This is a genomic window from Bradyrhizobium sp. UFLA05-153 (genome assembly GCF_054185185.1).
The window spans coordinates 79,375-97,969 of record NZ_JBBIAM010000028.1 but is presented as its reverse complement, the minus strand read 5'-3'; the positions used below and the strand labels follow the sequence as shown (position 1 = coordinate 97,969).

The 18,595-nt window shown below is 62.6% G+C and carries 18 protein-coding genes; 5 read left to right on the top strand and 13 right to left on the bottom strand.

Features of this window, described 5'->3' with window-relative positions; genetic code table 11:
* Positions 1-305: 305 nt before the first annotated feature.
* From Q2941_RS18915 to Q2941_RS18900, 4 genes are all read right to left on the bottom strand, one after another.
* Positions 306-929 carry a peptidoglycan recognition protein family protein gene (locus Q2941_RS18915; protein WP_254110438.1) on the bottom strand — a complete coding sequence of 208 codons (624 nt, stop codon included), beginning with the start codon at positions 927-929 and terminating at the stop codon, positions 306-308.
* Positions 930-968: 39 nt separating this feature from the next.
* Positions 969-2,189, bottom strand: coding sequence for a GGDEF domain-containing protein (locus Q2941_RS18910; protein ID WP_254110437.1), 1,221 nt, complete (start codon positions 2,187-2,189; stop codon positions 969-971).
* A gap of 583 nt (positions 2,190-2,772) precedes the next feature.
* Complete coding sequence (locus tag Q2941_RS18905; RefSeq protein WP_027525258.1) at positions 2,773-3,384, bottom strand: LysE family translocator; 612 nt, start codon at positions 3,382-3,384, stop codon at positions 2,773-2,775.
* Between the two features lie 53 nt (positions 3,385-3,437).
* A complete protein-coding gene (locus Q2941_RS18900) occupies positions 3,438-3,812 on the bottom strand; it encodes a response regulator (RefSeq protein ID WP_027525257.1) in 375 nt (124 codons plus the stop codon).
* Between the two features lie 128 nt (positions 3,813-3,940).
* On the opposite strand from Q2941_RS18900, the gene Q2941_RS18895 reads away from it, so the two are divergent.
* Positions 3,941-4,771 (top strand): SDR family NAD(P)-dependent oxidoreductase, encoded by an 831-nt coding sequence (locus tag Q2941_RS18895; RefSeq protein WP_254110436.1) that lies wholly within the window; start codon positions 3,941-3,943, stop codon positions 4,769-4,771.
* A gap of 311 nt (positions 4,772-5,082) precedes the next feature.
* Here the strand turns inward: Q2941_RS18895 and Q2941_RS18890 are convergent, their stop codons facing one another.
* Both Q2941_RS18890 and Q2941_RS18885 read right to left on the bottom strand, forming a co-directional pair.
* Positions 5,083-5,889: a lytic murein transglycosylase gene (locus tag Q2941_RS18890; protein WP_027525255.1), complete on the bottom strand. Its 807-nt coding sequence runs from the start codon at positions 5,887-5,889 to the stop codon at positions 5,083-5,085.
* Positions 5,890-5,977: 88 nt separating this feature from the next.
* Positions 5,978-6,595 (bottom strand): DUF6498-containing protein, encoded by a 618-nt coding sequence (locus Q2941_RS18885; protein ID WP_458193407.1) that lies wholly within the window; start codon positions 6,593-6,595, stop codon positions 5,978-5,980.
* Positions 6,596-6,855: 260 nt separating this feature from the next.
* Between Q2941_RS18885 and Q2941_RS18880 the strand changes: the two genes are divergently transcribed.
* The 3 genes from Q2941_RS18880 (at position 6,856) to Q2941_RS18870 (ending at position 8,686) form a co-directional block, all read left to right on the top strand.
* Positions 6,856-7,383 (top strand): hypothetical protein, encoded by a 528-nt coding sequence (locus tag Q2941_RS18880; protein ID WP_458193406.1) that lies wholly within the window; start codon positions 6,856-6,858, stop codon positions 7,381-7,383.
* 209 nt (positions 7,384-7,592) lie between these two features.
* Entirely contained in the window at positions 7,593-7,934 is a 342-nt protein-coding gene (locus Q2941_RS18875) for a hypothetical protein (protein ID WP_458193410.1), read from the top strand.
* Positions 7,935-8,449: 515 nt separating this feature from the next.
* Entirely contained in the window at positions 8,450-8,686 is a 237-nt protein-coding gene (locus tag Q2941_RS18870) for a hypothetical protein (protein WP_458193405.1), read from the top strand.
* An 18-nt stretch (positions 8,687-8,704) separates the two neighbouring features.
* On the opposite strand, the gene Q2941_RS18865 is transcribed toward Q2941_RS18870, so the two are convergent.
* The 4 genes from Q2941_RS18865 to dnaG all read right to left on the bottom strand — a co-directional run bounded on the left by Q2941_RS18865 (position 8,705) and on the right by dnaG (position 15,659).
* A complete protein-coding gene (locus tag Q2941_RS18865; RefSeq protein WP_458193404.1) occupies positions 8,705-9,085 on the bottom strand; it encodes a thiol-disulfide oxidoreductase DCC family protein in 381 nt (126 codons plus the stop codon).
* Positions 9,086-9,115: 30 nt separating this feature from the next.
* Complete coding sequence (locus Q2941_RS18860) at positions 9,116-10,912, bottom strand: RNA-directed DNA polymerase (RefSeq protein WP_458193403.1); 1,797 nt, start codon at positions 10,910-10,912, stop codon at positions 9,116-9,118.
* A gap of 202 nt (positions 10,913-11,114) precedes the next feature.
* Entirely contained in the window at positions 11,115-13,274 is a 2,160-nt protein-coding gene (rpoD, locus tag Q2941_RS18855) for an RNA polymerase sigma factor RpoD (protein WP_027525250.1), read from the bottom strand.
* A 378-nt stretch (positions 13,275-13,652) separates the two neighbouring features.
* A complete protein-coding gene (dnaG, locus tag Q2941_RS18850) occupies positions 13,653-15,659 on the bottom strand; it encodes a DNA primase (RefSeq protein ID WP_458193402.1) in 2,007 nt (668 codons plus the stop codon).
* A gap of 184 nt (positions 15,660-15,843) precedes the next feature.
* On the opposite strand from dnaG, the gene Q2941_RS18845 reads away from it, so the two are divergent.
* A complete protein-coding gene (locus Q2941_RS18845) occupies positions 15,844-16,407 on the top strand; it encodes a chlorite dismutase family protein (protein ID WP_027525248.1) in 564 nt (187 codons plus the stop codon).
* Here the strand turns inward: Q2941_RS18845 and Q2941_RS18840 are convergent.
* From Q2941_RS18840 to Q2941_RS18830, 3 genes are read right to left on the bottom strand one after another with little or no spacing between them, the layout of a single operon-like run.
* Entirely contained in the window at positions 16,404-16,802 is a 399-nt protein-coding gene (locus Q2941_RS18840) for a gamma-glutamylcyclotransferase family protein (RefSeq protein WP_027525247.1), read from the bottom strand. The two genes, Q2941_RS18845 and Q2941_RS18840, sit on opposite strands and share 4 nt — an antisense overlap.
* Before the next feature lie 37 nt (positions 16,803-16,839).
* A complete protein-coding gene (locus tag Q2941_RS18835) occupies positions 16,840-17,655 on the bottom strand; it encodes a transglutaminase-like domain-containing protein (RefSeq protein ID WP_458193401.1) in 816 nt (271 codons plus the stop codon).
* The gene (locus Q2941_RS18830; RefSeq protein WP_027525245.1) at positions 17,656-18,567 is read right to left on the bottom strand and encodes a transglutaminase family protein; all 912 of its coding nucleotides are present in this window, start codon (positions 18,565-18,567) and stop codon (positions 17,656-17,658) included. It lies immediately after the preceding gene.
* Positions 18,568-18,595: the final 28 nt, after the last annotated feature.

The window sequence follows — 18,595 nt, the reverse complement described above, 5'->3', positions numbered from 1 at the left end:
CTACTGCGCCTGGCTGCTTGAGGAGGGTGGCCTGCCGGTGCGCGTGATTACAACCTCGCGCCAGCGCGAGGTGATCTGGCGCGATGCGCACCAGATCGTCACGAAGCCTTCCGCCGACCTTCCCAAGGCATTTCCCTGAGCATGGGAAGGCCCGGTGGGGATGACGAAGAAAGTCGAAAGCGGTCGCTTTTGATTTGCAGTCCGGCACCGGCGGTTTCGGCCCCCGGTTGCCGGACGCAAACCGGCGGCCCCCGGCATCGAGCGTGACGTTCGGCTCGCGCCTTGCGGAGACATCCGAATCCCCTCTACTCACCCCACTCCCTTGCCATCTTGGCCAAAGCACAGCCTTCGCAGTAGCGTCCGTCCTTGAAGTCGATCCAGTTGTGCGCATAGACGTGGTCGAGCGGGATGGCGTAGCGCGCCCGCAGGACGGCCACGAGGATGCGCCACGCCGCAATCTGCGCCCCGGTCGGCCCCGTCGTCACATCCGGAAAATTCCCGGCGAACTCGACACCGATCGAGTTGTCGCGCACGACCTGATGGTAAGTCGCGGAGTTGTCGATGAAGGCGTTGTCGTTGCGATTGGCGCCATCGCCATGGGTCGGCACGAGATTCTCAGCCACCGCCCAATAGACCGTGCCGTCGGTCTCGACCCATACCGTGACGCCGCGCCGCGTCGGGTTTTTCGATTGTGCCAGCGCCCCCATGCGGGCAGATCCCGCCGGCCCCTCGGTCTGGTGCACGATGATGTTGTGCCAGGCATGGGCAGCAGTGACGTCACCCCACGGCGCCAGCCAGACCATGTTCAGGCCGGGAATCGTCGGCGTGCCGGACGCCCGCGCCAGTCTGGCGAGGCCGGGATCGGTTGCGGCGGCCGGAGCGAGGAGTGCAAACGCGGCGAGCAGCGCCGCAAGAAGGCGGGAAAGCATGAGGTGGAATGGTCCGTTGCCCCTCCGCCTTAACATAGGTCAGGCGAACTTGCGTGCCACTTCGGTTTGCACGTGCGGCAGGTCCGGCTGGATCGGCGGCGCGGCATCGTAGATCGCGAAATCATTCTTGCCACTTTTCTTGGCGGCATAGAGCGCATGGTCGGCGTTCGCCATCAGCCGGTCGGGGAATTGACCGATGCCGCGCTCCCACTGGGCGATCCCGATCGAGACAGCGATCGGAATCTCGCCTCCTGAGCAGGTTTCGGCATCCCTGCGGCAAACCTCCAGCACACGGCTGGCGATCAGCGCGCCCTCGGTCTGGGTCGAGGACGGCAGCACGATGCAGAACTCGTCGCCGCCGGTGCGGGCGAGCATGTCGCCGGGTCTGAGGCGCGTCTGCGCCATCAGGGTGAAATGCTGCAGGCAGGCATCGCCCGCGGCATGTCCATGGGTGTCGTTGATGGCCTTGAAGCCGTCGAGATCGATGACCAGCAGCGAGAACGGCTTTCCGCTCCGCTCTGACCGGGCGCATTCCTCGGTGAGGCGCTGCAACAGGTGCCGCCGGTTGGCTACGCCCGTGAGGTCGTCGAGCAGCGCGAGATCGGCGACCTCATTGCGCAGGCGCTCGATCGCCATCAACAGGCAGCCGAAATTCCAGGCCATCGCCAGGAACACCAGCACCAGGATCAGCGCGGCCTGCAATCCGTTGAAATTGATTGCGGTGATGGCGCCGCCAAGTCCGATCAGCGCGGCGACGGAACGGATCAACTGGGCGGCGAGCAGCATGAAGGCGACGATCGCGGCGAGCCGCGCGCCTGGATTTTCCCGGCCATCCTGCTTGCCGAGGAGAAGCGGCAGCACCATCAGGATCGGTGTCGACTGACCCAGCGAATAAATCACGACGCGCGCGGGCATGTAGTCGATCACGACCAGAAACCAGGCGAGGCCTGCCGTGGTCAGCAGCGAGACCGCGATCGCGGTGGGCCAGGATATCGGCTTGTTGTAGAACCGCGTCACGCCCATGCAGGCGAGCCAGGACGAGAAGATCATCAGCCCGCCGCCGGCAATCAGCGGAAAGCGTTGATCCATTACGCCGCGCAGCATGCTGATGCCGGCGCCGACCGCAGCCAGCACCGCAGCCGCCGTCCAGAACCGCGCCGCCTCGAATTTGGGATAAGCGTTGGCCACGTAGGCCCAGATCAGGCCCAGCGCCGAGAAGTTGAGGACGATGACGATCCAGAGTGTCGACACGCTCAGCATGGCGACCGCGCGACGTGCATCGTCGCGCCCTCTCCGTTTGGCAGCCGTCCGTCCATAGCCATCCCCGTCTTGTTGCGGGGGACAATGCGCGTGGCGCGCTTAACGGAGTCTCACCGCGATCCGCGAAAGCGCGCCTTTGGTTTTGGATTGATGAACGCCGCGCGTGCGTTGCCGGATCGTTAGCCATGCCGCGCGGGCGTCCCGAAGGACGCCGGCGAGGCGGATTCGCGGACGGAAATCACCCGTAAAAGCGTTTGAGCTGTGGATAACGCGATGACAGCGGCGTGACAGCGCGGGGCAGGCGCCCGCGAATCTGCTGAGTTTAGTGTCGAGGATGTTGCGAGGCTGGCCCTCCGCCGAGCATCCCTCGTGTCGCGTTCCACCATTAACCCTTGAGAGGATACTATGGCTAAGAAAGCGAAGAAGGCGAAGAAGGCGAAGAAGGCCAAGAAGGCGAAGAAGAAGTAACGCTACTTCTTGTTCTTTGCCCGGGTGGAGCCTCGCTCCGCCCGGGCGTCAGTGGGACGGGTCTAAGAAACGGCGGGCGCAAGGCCCGCTTTTTTGTTGGCCGGGAGGGAGAGCGCTACCGCTCCGCAAACGCCAGCTTGGCGCCCAGTGCGGCGAAGCCGGCGGCAAAGCTGCGGCGCAGCCAGGCCATGACGTGGGGACGGGAAATGACGCGCTCGCGGACGGAGGCGGCGAACAGGCCGTAGACCACGAACACGGCAAAGGTCATCGCCATGAAGACGCCGCTCAATTCCAGCATCCGCGCCAGCACATGGGCCTCATCAGCGGCAATGAACTGCGGCAGGAAGGCGAGGAAGAAGATCGAGAGCTTTGGATTGAGGATGTTGATCAAAAATCCCGTGACGATCACCCGCCAGCTCGAACGCTCCTTGATCCGCCCCTCCACCGCCAGCGCCCCGGTCTCGCGCAGCGCCTGCCAGGACATGTAGAGCAGATACACCACCCCGCACCATTTCAGCGCCGCAAAGGCGAGCGCGCTGGTGTGAAGCACGGCGGCGAGCCCAAGCATCGCCGCCGTCATATGCGGCACGATGCCGAGCGTGCAGCCGAAGGCTGCGGCAACGCTCGCCCGCGAGCCGCGCGTCAGCGCCGCCGCCAACGTATACAGCACGCCGGTGCCTGGTGAAGCGACTACGATCAGGGATGTCAGCAGGAAGGACAAGGTCATGACCGGACCTTATCATCGCATTTGACGGCGAGAAAGCGACGCCCGAACGGCGGTCAGGACATCTGTGCGAACTCGGCCTCCCGCAGCACGTCCAGCGGCGCCCAGGGTTTTGGCCAGAATTTTGCGCCGTCGGGCAAGGCTTGCGTCAACGGCCGGCCGGAGGTGACGACGACGTCCAGCCCCGGATTGCGCGCCTTGGCGATATGGGCCAGTTCGACCCCGTTCACGTGCCCGGCGAGCTGCACGTCGGTCATCATTAGGCACAGCGTGCCACCCGCGACGTCGAGGACATGCCGGGCATCGTCACCGCTCTCGCACTGGATGACGTGATAGCCGCTCTCCTCCAAGAGAAGGCTGAGCATCTCGCGCTGCATGGCATCGTCCTCGACAATCAGTGCCACCGAACGAAATGGCCGGGCCTGTCCCATAGGCTGCTCCTGATATTGCTGGTCATGGACCTCAACTATCGTAGGTTAAAAAGGGAACCGCGAATTGGTTCGGCTCCGGACCAAATATTGTAAGTAGTGTTCCCTTCTTTGAACCCATGGAGCCCACCATGACAGCGATCCGCGGCGCCGCCGCCATCACGGGAGCCTCGAGCGGCATCGGCCGCGCGCTGGCGATCGAGTTCTGCCAGCGCGGCTGCGATCTCGCGCTCGCCGATCGCGACGAGGCCGGACTGAAGGCGCTGGCCGCCGAGATCGGCGGCAAGACCAAGGTCAGCGTGCATCGCGTCGATGTCGCAGAGCCAAGCGAGATTGCGCGGTTCGCGACCGAGGCGGTCGCGGAACACCCCGAGCTCAACATCCTCGTCAACAATGCCGGCGTCGCGCTGCTGGGCTCGTTCGAGGAGATCGACCAGGCGCAGATGGAGTGGCTGTTCAACATCAATTTCTGGGGCGTGGTGCACGGCACGCGCGCCTTCCTGCCGCATCTGAAGACGCGGGAGGCGGCGCATATCGTCAACGTTTCCTCGATCTTCGGCATCATCGCACCGCCCGGACAGACCGCCTATGCGGCCGCGAAATTCGCGGTGCGCGGCTTCTCTGAAAGCCTGCGCCACGAGCTTGACGTCGCGGCAAGCCAGGTGAAGCTGTCGGTGGTGCATCCCGGCGGCATCGCCACCAACATCGTACGCAATTCGCGCGCCGGCGTCGGCGTCACCGACAATGCCCGCCGCGCGCAGTCGATCGAGCGCTTCGAGGCCGCGGCGAGGACAACGCCGAAGGACGCTGCACTGCGCATCATCAGGGGCATCGAGCGCAACGAGCCACGCATCCTGATCGGCAACGACGCCCGCTTCATGGATCTCCTGCAGCGCTTCCGCCCGGCAACGTATTGGAAGCCGTTGCAGCGACGGCTGGAGAAGATGGCGCAGGGGAAGTGAGGTGTGGCTCGCGTGGTGGGCGCAAGGCTGCGGCCTCACCACACCACCGTCATTCCCCGCGAAAGCGGGGAATCCAGTACGCCGCGGCTTCTCCGCCTTCGTCACCGCCTCTGGAATACTGGATCGCCCGCTCCCGTGCGCAATTGCGCACGAGGCGGGCGATGACACCGGAAGCACGGGATGGCGCTTGCCACAAGCTCGTCATTGCGAGCGCGGTTCGTAGGTGAGCAAAGCGAGGGTGCCCACCGTGTGAGTCCGCGAAAGAGGTGGGCACGGCGCGCTGCGCCTTTGCCCACCCTACGAATTTCTCCTCACTGCCCCATCAGCCGATCGGCAAAATAGCCGATGGTCTTGCGATAGATCAGCGCCCTGTTCCATTCGCGCATGGCTTCGAAATTGGCGGTGCCTTCGCCATAGGGCTGGCCCATCTTGAAGCCGTTGGTGTGCAAGAGGTTCGCGGTCGAGGCGAGCACGTCGGCGGCGCTGTGGCGGAGGTCGACGCGGCCGTCGCCGTCGAAATCGACGCCGTACTTGATGTAGGACGACGGCAGGAACTGCGTCTGCCCGATCTCACCGGCATAGGCGCCGATCAGGTCGCGCAGCGGCAGGTCGCCGCGCTGCACGATCTTGAGCGCGGCGAGCAGTTCGCCCTGGAACAGCTCGGTGCGTCGGCAATCATGTGCGAGGGTTGCGAGCGTCCGGATCACCGGCAGCTTGCCCATGTCGCCCTTGCCGAAATCACTCTCCAGTCCCCAGATCGCGACCAGGATCTGCCTGGGCACGCCGAACTGCTGCTCGATGCGCGAGAGCAGCGCGGCATGGCGCTGGAGCAGCGCGCGCCCGCCATTGATGCGGCCGGGACCGACGCGGGTCGAAACATACTGCTCGAAGCTCTTGTTGAAGGTGTAGCGCTGGCGCCGGTCGAACGCGAGCACCGCGCCGTCCTGGGTCACGCCGCTGAACGCCGCGCTGGTCACGCTCGCCGAAACGCCAGCGGCCTGCGCCTCCGAAGCCATGCCGGCGACGAACGCATTAAAGTCGCTGCCACAGCGGGCGGCCCGCGCCGAGCCGCTGGCCAAGAGAACAATGAACGCGATGGCCAGACCGAATCGCAGCATATCGAATTTTCCTGAGATGATTTACGCAAAGCGCTGGCGATCATGCCCCGGAAAATCAGGCACGTCAAAGCTATGAGAGACTCATCTGCTAGCGGCGTCTCATATCAAACAACGTCTTCAATCCAATCAGGATGAGGAAGGGTGCGCGGCTGCCATAGCTGCGCGCCAACATCCCGCCGAAGATGATGCCGGCCTGCATCATCACGATCCGGACCAGCGTGGCACCGACGACGGACCCGAAAGCGTCCGCGGTCCCTGCATCAGGCGCATGAGGCCTCGCCCGCATACGGACATATCCAACGAGCCCGCCAAGGAACATCAGCGTCAGCGGCGCCCAGGCGCCGGAATGAAGGACGAAGGCCTGCACGAAGCTCAGCGGACCGGAGACACGCTGCGACCAGTCGCCGGAAAAGATCACCCACAGGAGCAGGAGGTGCCCGGCCATGAACACGAGCAGCACGGCGCTAAACAACTTCACCATGTCGGAATTGGTGGCACGCCGCGTGCGGCCGTTGACGGTGATGTCGCCGAGCAGCGCCTGCGGCAGGCGCGCCAACGTCATCAGCATCCAGAAGCCCGCGACCGCAGTCTCCATCCAGTAGAGCATCAAAACCTGGAACGGATCCGTGCCGCGATAGAGCACGCCATAGAGCGGCAGCCCATTGGCGACCGCAGTCAGCAGGTTCTGCGCTATAAGGACGGGCATTGCGGGCGGTGGCGGGAGCGTCTGAAGTCGCGGTGAAGTGCAGGGCATTGACCGTTCAGGTCAGCCCATTAGTCGTCGCGGCATCGCGGACGGTTCGATCGCGGCAAAAGCCCCTCAAGTCATTTTTCCGCGAAACACATGCGCGAAGCATGCGGGCGAACGTGCCCGGGAACATCACGACCGTCAAAGTGGTGCGGTTGATCCGCATCAATATCTTTCCGCGTGCACTTTTCTAGACTGGCGTGAAAAGGGAGAGCGGCATGATCGGAATCACACTGACCGCGGACCAGATCCGCAACGCGCCGGCGCCGGTGCGGCAATGGATCGAGCAGCAGGTGAGCGCTTCGCTGGGACCGGTGCCGCAAGCCCCAAACGCCACGCCGCCGCAGGCCGCCCATCTCGTCGCTTGCAGCGTGGAGGACATCGCCGGCATCGTCGACCACATCCGCGGCGTCTTCCCGGCAGTCAACGTGCTGTTCGAATTCGGGCGTCCCGGCATCACCTATGGTCCGTCGACCGTCATGGCGTTCCGCCTGATCGACATCCTGCATCACACCCGGCTCGACGACGTCGGCCAGGTCATCACGTGCCTGGAGATGATCAACGAGGCGCTGACGGTGGTGAAGAGCGATGCATCCGTGCGGTTCTGCGGCTTCGACAATGAAGGCCACTGCTTCATCGTGCCGCAAACGCAAGCGAGCATCGCCACGCTTTGGCAGACCCTGCTCACGCGGCAGGAGACGACACAGGAGAACGAGGCCGCCAAGCGCGTCGCGCCGGCGGCGTGACGCTCCGCGTCTCCTCCTTGTCATTCCGGGGCGGCCCAAAGGACCGAGCCCGGAATCCATCCAACCACAGAGTTGGCGGCGAGATGGATTCCGGGCTCGCGCTGACGCGCGCCCCGGAATGACGAGCGGAAAACTCTGCCCGTTACCGGGTTGAAGCCTCGCCCGCCGGTGCTAACCTCGATCTACCGATGCAGACAAAGCCGTACGGCATGCCCGACGACCAACAATACCCCCAACGAAAGCGCCTCGCGCTCCTGCGCGTGCCGCTGTTCCGCCTGCTCGCCATCAACCTCGCAATCGGCGCCTGTGCCGCGACGCTGCTCGTCGGCGGGCTGCTGCTCATCAATCCAGCGCACTTGCGTGATCTCATCTTCGCCGACAGTTCGCCGCTCGTCGCGATTTTCCTCCTGCTCGGCTCCTTCCTCGTCACTTTCGGCTCGGCCGCAATGGGGAGCGCCATCATGGCGCAGGGACGCAAGGAAAATGACGGCGGAGGCGGCGGCGGAAAGCTGCACCTGGCGCCGCAGAAGCTGATCGACGAACCGCGCTAGCGCGCACGCATCGTCGAATGGCCATTGACGTGCGATGGAACCGATGCAAACCGCTGCTGCCGTGTACAAACGCGACGAGTTCCAATCGCGGCGCCGTGATCGGTATAGTTTGACCAGCCAAGCAAATCGTTCGAATCTCAAACATAAACGCGATGGCGATTAACTTATGTGTGTCGCGCACGCAGCGACATCGCCCTGTCACAATTTTATCTTGCCAGCACGCCGATCCAGCGATAGAATTCTATCTTAAGTTGTTGCCCCTGCCAGCCCCGGGCGACGCTGAAGACCAAAAATAAACGGCGGGCTTTTCGGCCCGCCGTTTATTGAGGGAGGGGCACCAAAGGGCGCATCGGACCTTGCGAAGCGCCGGACGCTTCCATCCTGCAAACGGATTTCGTCGATCGATTGCGCAACCGGTCCCGCGGCCACAAGCTTTGCCACCAAGGCCCCGCGCTGACCACCGGCAAATCGCAAAGCCATTTGACTATGACGTTCTGATCGACGACAAGCCGCCCATGGCCAAAAAACCTGGAACCAATCCCAAAGGCGAATTCGCCTTCTTCAACGTCGTCTACGAAGACGATTCCCAACGCTCCAACCGTCGCGTGCCTGCCGAATTGCTCAGCGGCCTCGACGGCGACGAACCCGCACGCGGCTTCATCCTGGAGCAGGACCGCGAGATCGCCGAAAAGTCCGGCCGGCCGGCGCTTGAGATCAAGCGGATCGAGCGCGTCGGGGCGAAGGAGAAATAGGCAGACATCGGCCGGCGCTCACCAGCGCCCGCTACGCCTATTCCAGGCAAACAGCAGGTCGGCAAATCGGTCATAGAAGAACCGCGTGAACGGCAGCGCCACGCGATTGCCGAACAGCGCCGCAAGCCACCCCTCCCCCGGCGTCAGCCTCCACAGCGCGATCGCGACGTCCGCGCCGACGATGAGCAGGCCGGCCTCATCTGTCGCATGTAGGCGGCGCCTGATGTCGTCAAGCGAGGCGCCGAAGTGCGCCAGCGCGTCAGGCTGCTCGTTGATGTCCCTGAATTCGATCGTGCCCGCGCGAACCAGCGCAAGCAGCTTGTTGCGCTGCCAGTCGATGCCGGCGTCGCAGACGGGGCAGCGGGTGTTGTACCAGACAATCAAGTGAGCGTTAGACATACGGCGATAGCCCCGCACCACAAGCTAGCACTAGACCATCGTCGCATAATATTGATCAGAGAGCGCCCAAGTATGAACCTTCGCCAAGTGCGACGTCGCCGCAGGTTTAATACCGGTGCTCTTAAGCAGCGATAGAAGCATTAAGAATTTTGAATGAGTCAAGCGATTTGGAAGCGAAGGGTTTCCTGTCAGGACAAACTTGCTGATCGAAGCATAGCCGGCAGTGCCGATCGCCAGCTGCCGATGGAAGCTGAAAACTGAAGACGACCATGAATTACCGGCGCGCCTTAGAATCGCATCAAATTTCGCTTCAAGAGGAGTAGCAAGGAATCGAGGGAATAGCCCGCCGACTAGCCGCGAGAGCGGCTCATGAATGACCCAGGTGGTCACGTTTTTCTCGACGACACTCATCAGCTCGTCAATCGAACCATACCGCGACAATAGCCAGATTTTCGCGTAGAGGCCCCACGTGGTTTTTTCATCAAGTTCGCCGAGCACCAATTGGATCATCCACTCAGTGACAGGATTCTTGGGAAGCCTAGCTGCCACGATTGCAACCGCCACATCGACCTTCGAGGCGTCGTCAACCAAGCTCCCACTATGGAGTAGCTTCGCGATCAAAGGCAGCTTGTCTTCGGCGCCAGCCTTGTGTTGCCACCATGTAAGCAACACCTGCCGCACTGCAGGCCAATCGCGCAGGAGTTCATAGAACGTATCGTCGGCTAATTCAGATCGGGTCTGCCGTGCAAAATTTATCAATCGCTTGAGAATCTTTTCGCCATTGCCGTCCGCAAAGCGCCCCCTCTTCAAACCCCATCCTATTGCAAGCTCGATCTTGCGCCTTTCCTTCGTCAGCGAAAGTCCCAATGATTTCTTTTTCTCAATTAGATCAGAAAGCTTGTCGAGCAACAGATTCTCTCGAATCTTAAAATGCTGCTCGGCTTGTCTCTCCGACAAGATTCTCGTTTTCCCCGAATTCAACCTGATTTGGCGTGTTTGCAGGGCCAGATCGAGATCTCTAAGGACTGCCCTACCCACTTGGATACTATCTACTCCGATATCCATATCATCCATGTACCGAGCAAAATCGACGCCCGCTAAATTGGCGAGCCATTCGTCGATCTCGAACAAGAACGTGTGGGCAAGGAGCCGAGGCGCATCAAGATTTGATTGAGGCAACCCCACCGGAACTCGCGGCATGTAGTCGGGCTGCCATAGCATACAGGACAAAGTGTAGATCAAAAGGTCAAGCGCATGCTCTCGCGCCAGAGATTGATCGGCGAGAATGTTCCGCAAATGATCGTACGAAATGGAATCATAGTAATTCGCGATATCTGTAACGACGATGAATTTCTTACTCTTCGCAAATCCGAAGATCGACTTTTGAAACGCCAGCCAAGCGTTGATTGAGCCATATTCGAGCGAACTGCCCTTCACAACCTTCGAAAACTGGTGATCACCGGGCGCGTAGAAGGACTTTTTGGTTGGAGCCTTCACACGAATTTCCGCCCACAAAGCATCTGAGAGAGTCTGCAGAATAAGAGCGTCTTTCACAGAAGGGATCACCAATTGACGGCACAACCCCTTTGATTTTTCAGATAGCAGCCTAGTCGGCGTATTTGGGATATATGCCGCCGAAAGAACTTCTCCCTCGATGGTGACGCAAGCATCAATTCGGGTGTGGAAGTCGAGGTTCTCAACAGGATCTGGAATCGGTTGGCGACGCATCGCCTCTCTGACTTTGTGCTTCCACGTGAATTTGAGCCGCGCGACGTTGACGACGTCCTTTAGACCTTTGGCCTTGAGAGGAAACTTCGGCGAATGCATGGATGAAACAGTCGAGGTAACAAAGTAGAAATCGGAGCATCATATCTCGCACGATCAGCAAAGCAACCGATAGCTGTACTAGTATTGGACTATGCTCACGACGCGAATTTGATGCCAGTGCAAAAGAAAAACGGCGGGCTTTGCGGCCCACCGTTTTCGTTTGGATGAATGCCCGGATCAAACCTCGGCATAACGATCCGGATTAATTATCCAAAAAGCTCCGCAGCTTCCGGCTCCTTGACGGATGCTTCAGCTTGCGCAGCGCCTTCGCTTCGATCTGGCGGATGCGTTCGCGGGTGACCGAGAACTGCTGACCGACTTCTTCCAGCGTGTGGTCGGTGTTCATGCCGATGCCGAAGCGCATGCGCAGCACGCGCTCTTCGCGCGGGGTGAGCGAGGCGAGCACGCGCGTGGTGGTCTCGCGCAGGTTCGACTGGATCGCGGCGTCGATCGGGAGGATCGCGTTCTTGTCCTCGATGAAATCGCCGAGATGTGAATCCTCTTCATCACCGACCGGCGTCTCGAGCGACAAGGGCTCCTTGGCGATCTTGAGGACCTTGCGCACCTTCTCGAGCGGCATTCCGAGCTTCTCGGCGAGCTCTTCCGGGGTCGGCTCGCGGCCGATCTCGTTGAGCATCTGGCGCGAGGTGCGCACGATCTTGTTGATCGTCTCGATCATGTGCACGGGGATGCGGATGGTGCGCGCCTGGTCGGCGATCGAGCGGGTGATCGCCTGCCGGATCCACCACGTCGCGTAGGTCGAGAACTTGTAGCCGCGGCGGTACTCGAACTTGTCGACCGCCTTCATCAGGCCGATGTTGCCTTCCTGGATCAGGTCGAGGAACTGAAGGCCGCGGTTGGTGTACTTCTTCGCGATCGAGATCACGAGGCGGAGGTTGGCTTCCACCATCTCCTTCTTGGCCTGGCGTGCTTCGCGCTCGCCCTTCTGCACGGAGTGCACGATCTTGCGGAACTCGCCGATCTCGAGACCGGTGAGGGCTGCGAGCTGATGCACCTCGTGGCGGAGGTCCTTGATGCGATCCTTCTCGTGATGGACGAAATTCTTCCAGCCCTTGGCCGAAAGTTTCGACACGCGGTTGAGCCAGCGCGGATCGAGCTCCGAGCCGGTGTAGTTGCGCAGGAAGTCGTCGCGCGCGACGCCATGGCTGTCGGCTAGGCGCATCAGGCGCCCCTCGTGCGAGACGAGGCGCTTGTTGATGTCGTAGAGCTGCTCGACGAGTGAATCGATGCGGGCCTGGTTGAGACGCAGCGACTTCACCTCGACGATGATCTCGTCCTTCAGCTTCCTGTACTTGCGCTCCTGGTGCGGCGAGAGCGACGGGCCGTGCGTCGTGCTCTCGAGCTGGTTCTGGATGTCCTGCTCCTGCAGCTTGCGCAGCTTCTTGTAGTTGTCGGCGATCTTGTCGAAGATCTCGACGACCTTCGGCTTGAGCTCGGCCTCGATCGCCGCCAGCGACATCTGGTTCTCGAACTCGTCGTCCTCGTCCATGTCGGCTTCGGCGGCGGCTTCCCCCGGATCCTTCTCGGCCTCGGTGCCGTTGCCGACACCGGGCGCGGGACGGAACGGGGTCGGCGACGGGGGCGCCGCGGGCGGGGCAACGTGCGCGGGCGCGGCGGCAGTCGCCACAGCAGCTTCGCCGCCCTCGGCCGGCGCTTCACCGCCCTCGCCGGCGGGACCGCCGATCATCGCGGTGTTCATGCCGCCCTTGGCATCCGGGCCGGCATAGGTCGCTTCGAGATCGATGATGTCACGGAGGAAGATCTTGCCTTCGTTGAGCTCATCGCGCCAGATGATGATGGCCTGGAAGGTCAGCGGGCTTTCGCAGAGGCCCGCGATCATCGCCTCGCGGCCGGCCTCGATGCGCTTGGCGATCGCGATTTCACCTTCGCGGGACAAGAGCTCGACCGTGCCCATCTCGCGCAGATACATGCGCACGGGATCGTCGGTGCGCTCGCCCGGCTCGCTCTTCTTGACCTCGGTGACGGCCTTCTGGGTGACTTCGACGAGCTCGTTGTCGTTCTCGTCCTCGCCGCCCTCGTCCTTGTCGTCCTCGCCTTCGCTGTCATCGGCTTCGGTGACGTTGATGCCCATGTCCGAGAGCATGGACATGATGTCCTCGATCTGCTCCGGCGAGGTCTGGTCGGACGGCAACACTTCGTTGAGCTGATCAAAGGTCACGAAGCCGCGCTTCTTGGCCTGCTTGATCATCTTCTTCACTGCGGCGTCGGACAGGTCGAGCAACGGTGAGGGCGCGTCCTGGGAATCCTTCTCCGGAGCGTCCGCTGCCTTGTCGTCCTTTTCCTTGTCCTTCGTCTGCAGCGTCTTTGCCTTGGTGGCCATCCATTGCTCCTAAACGCGCTTCATACAGGCGGCTCGCACGGCGCCTGCCTGAATTCACTTGAACCTGTTTCGACGCTCTCGCTTCGTCAGCTCTCGACACGGAAAGGGCGGCGCAAACCTCTTTCGCCACCCCGAAACTTCTCTCGCCGGATTTGCCTAACGCTTCGTGAGCACCTTCGTCGCCGGCGAATGCAGGTAGAGTGCCAAACAGCGAATGCGCGGATTTATTCCTGACGCGTCTGTTATGCCTGCGGCCGCCTGTTGGCCAAAGTGCTACAAGACAGTTAAGCCTCGATTAACCCTGTTTCTGCCGCCAAACCTTGGATTTGGCGAGTCTTTTTGCGGTTCCGGCCGCAACCGTCCGCATGATTCTTCGTTTCACACGCTCTTCTGAAACCGGCCCGACAGCTCGCCAAAACCCTCGATCAGGGCTTCGGTACCGTCGACCTCGGCCATCCTGGCCTTGACGTCACGCAGCCACGCCAAATTGGCCTCGCTGGGGTCTTCCCCCAAGGCCAGCTCGGCGTCTTTCAGCTCCCTAAGTAGTGAATGCCACTGCCGATGCAAGGCGACGAGCTGATTCCAGGTGGCAAGAACGTCATCCGGCGCCGCGCCCTCGCGCGCCCCGAACACGGCCTGGGTCGTAATGGCGCGATCAACCCTTTGAAGTAGCTGAGAAAATCCGCTCCGATCGAGGTCGGCGCGCATCTTCTCGGCCTGCGCGGAGGGGTCCGGGCTGTGATGATGGTCGTTGGCGAAGGCGGCGATAATACCGGCGCGGAGCTTGTGGGCCTCCGGGTGGGCGATCTCCAGCGCAGCCACCTCCTCCAGATGGTCGTGCAGGAGCCAGGGGTGATTGATCAGGCTTTGCAGAATCAGCGCCTCCCGGCGGGAAATGGCGCTGCGCTGCCCCCGCATGATCGGGCTTGCCGCGAGCTGCGGGCTCGCCGCCTGGTAGGGACCAGAGGGGATCGAGGCTGGAATCGGGCCGCCGCGGCGCCCCTGGCCGGCGAATCGATTCGCGCTGCCCCCGCCTCGGGGCTGGAAGGAGCGGCCGGGCTGCGAGCGGAAATTGCCGCGACCGGCGAAGCCGCCGCGGCCGCCCCCTTCCGGCGCAAAGGTGCGCTGGAGGCGCTCGGCGAGATCCTGGCGGTAGTAGCGCCGCACGACCTCGTCGCGGATGCCGTTGCTGAGCTCGTTGATGCGCGCCTCCAGCGCGGCGCGGCGCTCGGGCGTGACAAAGCTGCCGCCTTCGAGCTCGCGCGACCAGATCACGTCCGCAAGCGGCCGCGCCGCCGCGATCACTTCCTCGACCGCGCCGCGTCCGCCAGAGCGCACGAGATCGTCAGGGTCCTGCCCCTCCGGCAACAGCGCGAAGCGCAGGCTCTTTCCGGGCGCAAGGAACGGCAAGGCAAGGTCCGCAGCACGATAAGCGGCCTTCTGGCCGGCCTTGTCGCCGTCGAAGCAGAGGATCGGCTCGTCCGCCATCTTCCAGAGCAGTGCGAGCTGGCTTTCGGTCAGCGCGGTGCCGAGCGGCGCCACCGCACCGGCAAAGCCCGCAGTGACCATGGCGATGACGTCGACATAGCCTTCGACCACGATCAGCGGTGCACCGTCATGCGCAGCTTTCCGCGCGGTCTGGTGGTTGTAGAGATTGTCGCCCTTGTGGAAGAGCGGCGTCTCCGGCGAGTTCAGGTATTTGGCCGGGACGTCCTTCTCGAGCGCCCGCCCGCCGAAGGCAATGACGCGGCCCCGCAAGTCCGTGATCGGAAACATCACGCGGTCGCGGAAGCGGTCGTAGGGCACGGGAATGTCGTTGCCGGCGACGAGCAGGCCGGTCTCGATCATGTCCTCGACCGAGACGCCCTGCTTGCCGAGATGCTCCTTCAGCGCGAAGCGCTCGGGTGGCGGCGGCGCATAGCCGAGGCGGAACTGCAACTGCGTTGCAGGCGAGATGGCGCGATCGGCGAGATAGCCGCGCGCCTTGGCGCCAACCCGCGAGGCCAGCGTCTCCGCAAAGAACTTTGCGGCGAGCTCCATGACGTCATGCAGCGTGCGGCGGCGCTGCTCGTGACGCGCTGCATCCGGAGTTGCCGCCGGCAGCGGCAGGCCCGCCATGTTCGCAAGCCGCTCCACGGCCTCCGCAAACGGCACGCCGTCGGTCTCCATCACGAAGTCGATGATGTCGCCGTGCTTGCCGGAGGAGAAGTCGTGGTAAAAACCCTTCTGGTCGTTGACGTAGAAGGAGGGCGTCTTCTCCTGCTGGAACGGCGAGAGCCCCTTCCACTCCCGCCCCGCCTTCTTCAACTTCACGCGCTTGCCCACGACTTCGGAAACCGAAAGCCGGGCACGCAGCTCGTCGAGGAATTGGGGCGTGAAGCGCATACGGTGATTCTAGCGCGAACGATGTGAGTCGGGCGAAGGGTTAGGGATATAGGGACGAAGGGGCGGAAAGTCAGGTTTGTCCGGCTTATCCGAGTTATTCGACCTATTCACAGGCCCCGTCATTCCGGGGCGCCCGAAGGGCGGCGCTCTTGAACCGCGCCGGCTTCCACGCTTCCATAGCGCCATGTTCAGGACGTTTCGCGGTGGCCAGAGCGGGGGCTGGCGCGTCACATCGATTGCGCCTGTCAAGGGCGATCCCCTGCCATTCATGCCGGCGCTGTCGGTGAACGACAGCGAGGCCGTCGCGCTGCCGCTGGTGCCGTCGCGCAATGCGTGGCGGCTGGTCGGCGTCGCCAGCCATTTGCGCTACACCGAGCGGGCCGAGAAAGAGCAGCTCGTCGCCATGCAGGCCGGGCTCGGCCGTCCCGAGGCGACTTGCGCGGCGTTGATCCCGATCCGCAAATCGGCGGCCTGGTGGGACCTCACGGCCGACGAGCGGCGCAAGATCTTCGAGGACAAGTCGCACCATATCGCGAGCAGCCTGCGCTTCCTGCCGGCGATCGCGCGGCAGCTCTATCACTGCCGTGATCTCGGCGAGCCCTTCGACTTCCTGACCTGGTTCGAATATGCGCCGGCGCACGCCTCGCTGTTCGAGGAGCTGGTCGCGATGCTGCGCACGACCGAGGAGTGGTCCTACGTCGAGCGCGAGGTCGACGTGCGCGTGGTGCGCGAGGTGCTGGCTGCTTAGTTTTCGAGGAAACGACCGGACGCGATGCGCGGCAGGTCCGTGACCGGCCAGTTGTAGACGTAGGTCCAAGCCTGCTCGCTGGTGCCGTCCGCAAGCGTGACGTCGATCAGCGCGCGCAGGTATTCAGTGGGCTCGGGAAAACCTTCGCCGCAGGCCTCGTACATGTCGAGCTCGCGCAAGAGCTCGTCAGGCGCGCGCAGGCGGAACAGCTCGCCATGTACGAGATCGGACGCCGTGTCCGACAGCAGCAGCCCCGGATAGTGCTTCACGAGAACGAGCCGGCCACGGCAGGTCGCTTCTCCAAGGAAATCCGCATGCGCCGCCAAGAGCCGCGCCATCGGATGGTCGAAGCCGCGCATCAATGTGCCATAGACGAAAAGACGATCGGTGGTCATGGCGTGTCCATAGCCGTCAATTGTACGGAACAACAGCTCACGCCGCCTTCACCACTTCATCGCTGACGACCTCGAACTTCTTCAACTCCATCCGGCCAAAGCTCGTCGACAGCGCCACGTCGGCGGCATCGCGCCCCGTGGCCATGAGGATGCGGCCGATGCGCGGGACATTGTGGCGGGCATCGAAGGTGAGCCATTTGCCGGAGAGGTAGACCTGAAACCAGCCGGAAAAATCCATCGGGAACGGTTCGGGCGGAATGCCGATGTCGCCCATGTAGCCGGTGCAGTAGCGCGCCGGAATGCCCATGCAGCGGCAGAAGGCGACCGCGAGATGCGCAAAGTCGCGGCAGACGCCGGAACGGCTTTCATAGACGTCGTGTGCCGACTTCATGTGATGCGCGTGCGCATAGCCGAAGGTGACGTGCTTATGCACGAACTCGGTGATCGCGCAGATGCGCTTCCAACCAGGTTCACTCTTGCCGAACAGCGACCAGGCGATGTCGGTGAGCTTGTCGGTCTCGCAATAGCGGCTCGGCATCAGGTAGAGCAGAAGCTCGTTCGGCAGCTGCTCGATCGGCAATTGCTGCGCAGTCGGCATCACCTCATCCGGCAGGCCGGTATCGCGCACCAGCGCGCTGCCTTTCAGCGTGACGCCGCCCGTGGGCGCGACCAGACGGCCGCAGACATTGCCAAAGCTGTCATAATAGAAACGGATCGGTACGTCCGGCTCGGCGATCACCGTCTCCCTGCCGATGATGTCGGCCTGGCGCGAGGGGTGGATGTTGAGCATGATCACCATCGGCGTCGGCTGTGGCGCAGCGTAAGCGATCTCGAAGCCGACCTTGATGTCCATCTACAATACCTCTGTCTCCAGCTCTTCGTCGCTGTCTTGGTCGTCCGAGACCACCTTGATGTTCACCTCCATGGCCTCGAACGCCTCGGCCGAGCCGAGATAGACGCCATGCAGCGGGATCGCCTGGCGCGGATCGCGGGCCACCGCGACGCGGATCAGGTCGCGCGTGCCGACAATGCCGTTGGTCGGATCGAACTCGATCCAGCCCGCGCTCGGCAGGTACACCTGCACCCAGGCGTGCGTCGAGCCGCCGCCAACATGGCGCGTCTCGAGATCCTCCGGCACGAAGATGTAGCCGGAGACGAATCGCGCGGCGATGCCGAGCCGGCGCAGTGCCTCGATCATGAACAGCGCATAATCGCGGCAGGTGCCGGTCCCCCTTTGCAGCGTGTCGAGCGGATGCTGCGTGCCCTGCTCGTGACGCTTGCGATATTTGAAAGCCTTGCGGATGCCGTGCGTTATACCGCTCAGGATCTTGAACGTTGGCGTCGGCGCCTCCTCGTCGAGGAAGCTGCGCGCCCATTCCGACACCTCGCCGTCGGCATCGGCATATTGCGGCGTGATGTACTGGACGAGGTCGGGGAATTCCTCGTCGTCATAGACGAAGGGATAGAAATAGGCCGGATCGTCCGGCGTCAGCGCGAATTCCTCAACCGGATTGTGCTCGACAGTGACGTGCCAGTCGAACGTCAGCCGGTCTGCGCGCTCGTCGAAATTCGCGATCGCGACCGAATTGCCGAACACGTCGTGGATCCAGTGCAGCGACATCGGCTGGGGCGAAATATGAAGCCGGCTGTCGAGCACGCGCAGATCATGGCTATCGCGCGGACGCAGCATGATGCGATGCTCGCCAAACGCCACCGGGCGATTGTAGCGATATTCGGTCTTGTGATGAATCGTGAGCAGCGGCATCGTCAGGCAATCATGGTGATTTTGGATC

Coding starts and splice junctions, on each gene's coding strand:
- Q2941_RS18880 (WP_458193406.1), top strand. CDS start 6,856: ATGATCGGAATCACACTGACCGCGGACCAGATCCGCAACGCGCCGGCG.
- Q2941_RS18905 (WP_027525258.1), bottom strand. CDS start 3,384: ATGACCTTGTCCTTCCTGCTGACATCCCTGATCGTAGTCGCTTCACCA.
- Q2941_RS18870 (WP_458193405.1), top strand. CDS start 8,450: ATGGCCAAAAAACCTGGAACCAATCCCAAAGGCGAATTCGCCTTCTTC.
- dnaG (WP_458193402.1), bottom strand. CDS start 15,659: ATGCGCTTCACGCCCCAATTCCTCGACGAGCTGCGTGCCCGGCTTTCG.
- Q2941_RS18835 (WP_458193401.1), bottom strand. CDS start 17,655: ATGGACATCAAGGTCGGCTTCGAGATCGCTTACGCTGCGCCACAGCCG.
- Q2941_RS18900 (WP_027525257.1), bottom strand. CDS start 3,812: ATGGGACAGGCCCGGCCATTTCGTTCGGTGGCACTGATTGTCGAGGAC.
- Q2941_RS18875 (WP_458193410.1), top strand. CDS start 7,593: ATGCCCGACGACCAACAATACCCCCAACGAAAGCGCCTCGCGCTCCTG.
- Q2941_RS18840 (WP_027525247.1), bottom strand. CDS start 16,802: ATGACCACCGATCGTCTTTTCGTCTATGGCACATTGATGCGCGGCTTC.
- rpoD (WP_027525250.1), bottom strand. CDS start 13,274: ATGGCCACCAAGGCAAAGACGCTGCAGACGAAGGACAAGGAAAAGGAC.
- Q2941_RS18830 (WP_027525245.1), bottom strand. CDS start 18,567: ATGCCGCTGCTCACGATTCATCACAAGACCGAATATCGCTACAATCGC.
- Q2941_RS18890 (WP_027525255.1), bottom strand. CDS start 5,889: ATGCTGCGATTCGGTCTGGCCATCGCGTTCATTGTTCTCTTGGCCAGC.
- Q2941_RS18915 (WP_254110438.1), bottom strand. CDS start 929: ATGCTTTCCCGCCTTCTTGCGGCGCTGCTCGCCGCGTTTGCACTCCTC.
- Q2941_RS18885 (WP_458193407.1), bottom strand. CDS start 6,595: ATGCCCGTCCTTATAGCGCAGAACCTGCTGACTGCGGTCGCCAATGGG.
- Q2941_RS18845 (WP_027525248.1), top strand. CDS start 15,844: ATGTTCAGGACGTTTCGCGGTGGCCAGAGCGGGGGCTGGCGCGTCACA.
- Q2941_RS18910 (WP_254110437.1), bottom strand. CDS start 2,189: ATGCTGAGCGTGTCGACACTCTGGATCGTCATCGTCCTCAACTTCTCG.
- Q2941_RS18895 (WP_254110436.1), top strand. CDS start 3,941: ATGACAGCGATCCGCGGCGCCGCCGCCATCACGGGAGCCTCGAGCGGC.
- Q2941_RS18865 (WP_458193404.1), bottom strand. CDS start 9,085: ATGTCTAACGCTCACTTGATTGTCTGGTACAACACCCGCTGCCCCGTC.
- Q2941_RS18860 (WP_458193403.1), bottom strand. CDS start 10,912: ATGCATTCGCCGAAGTTTCCTCTCAAGGCCAAAGGTCTAAAGGACGTC.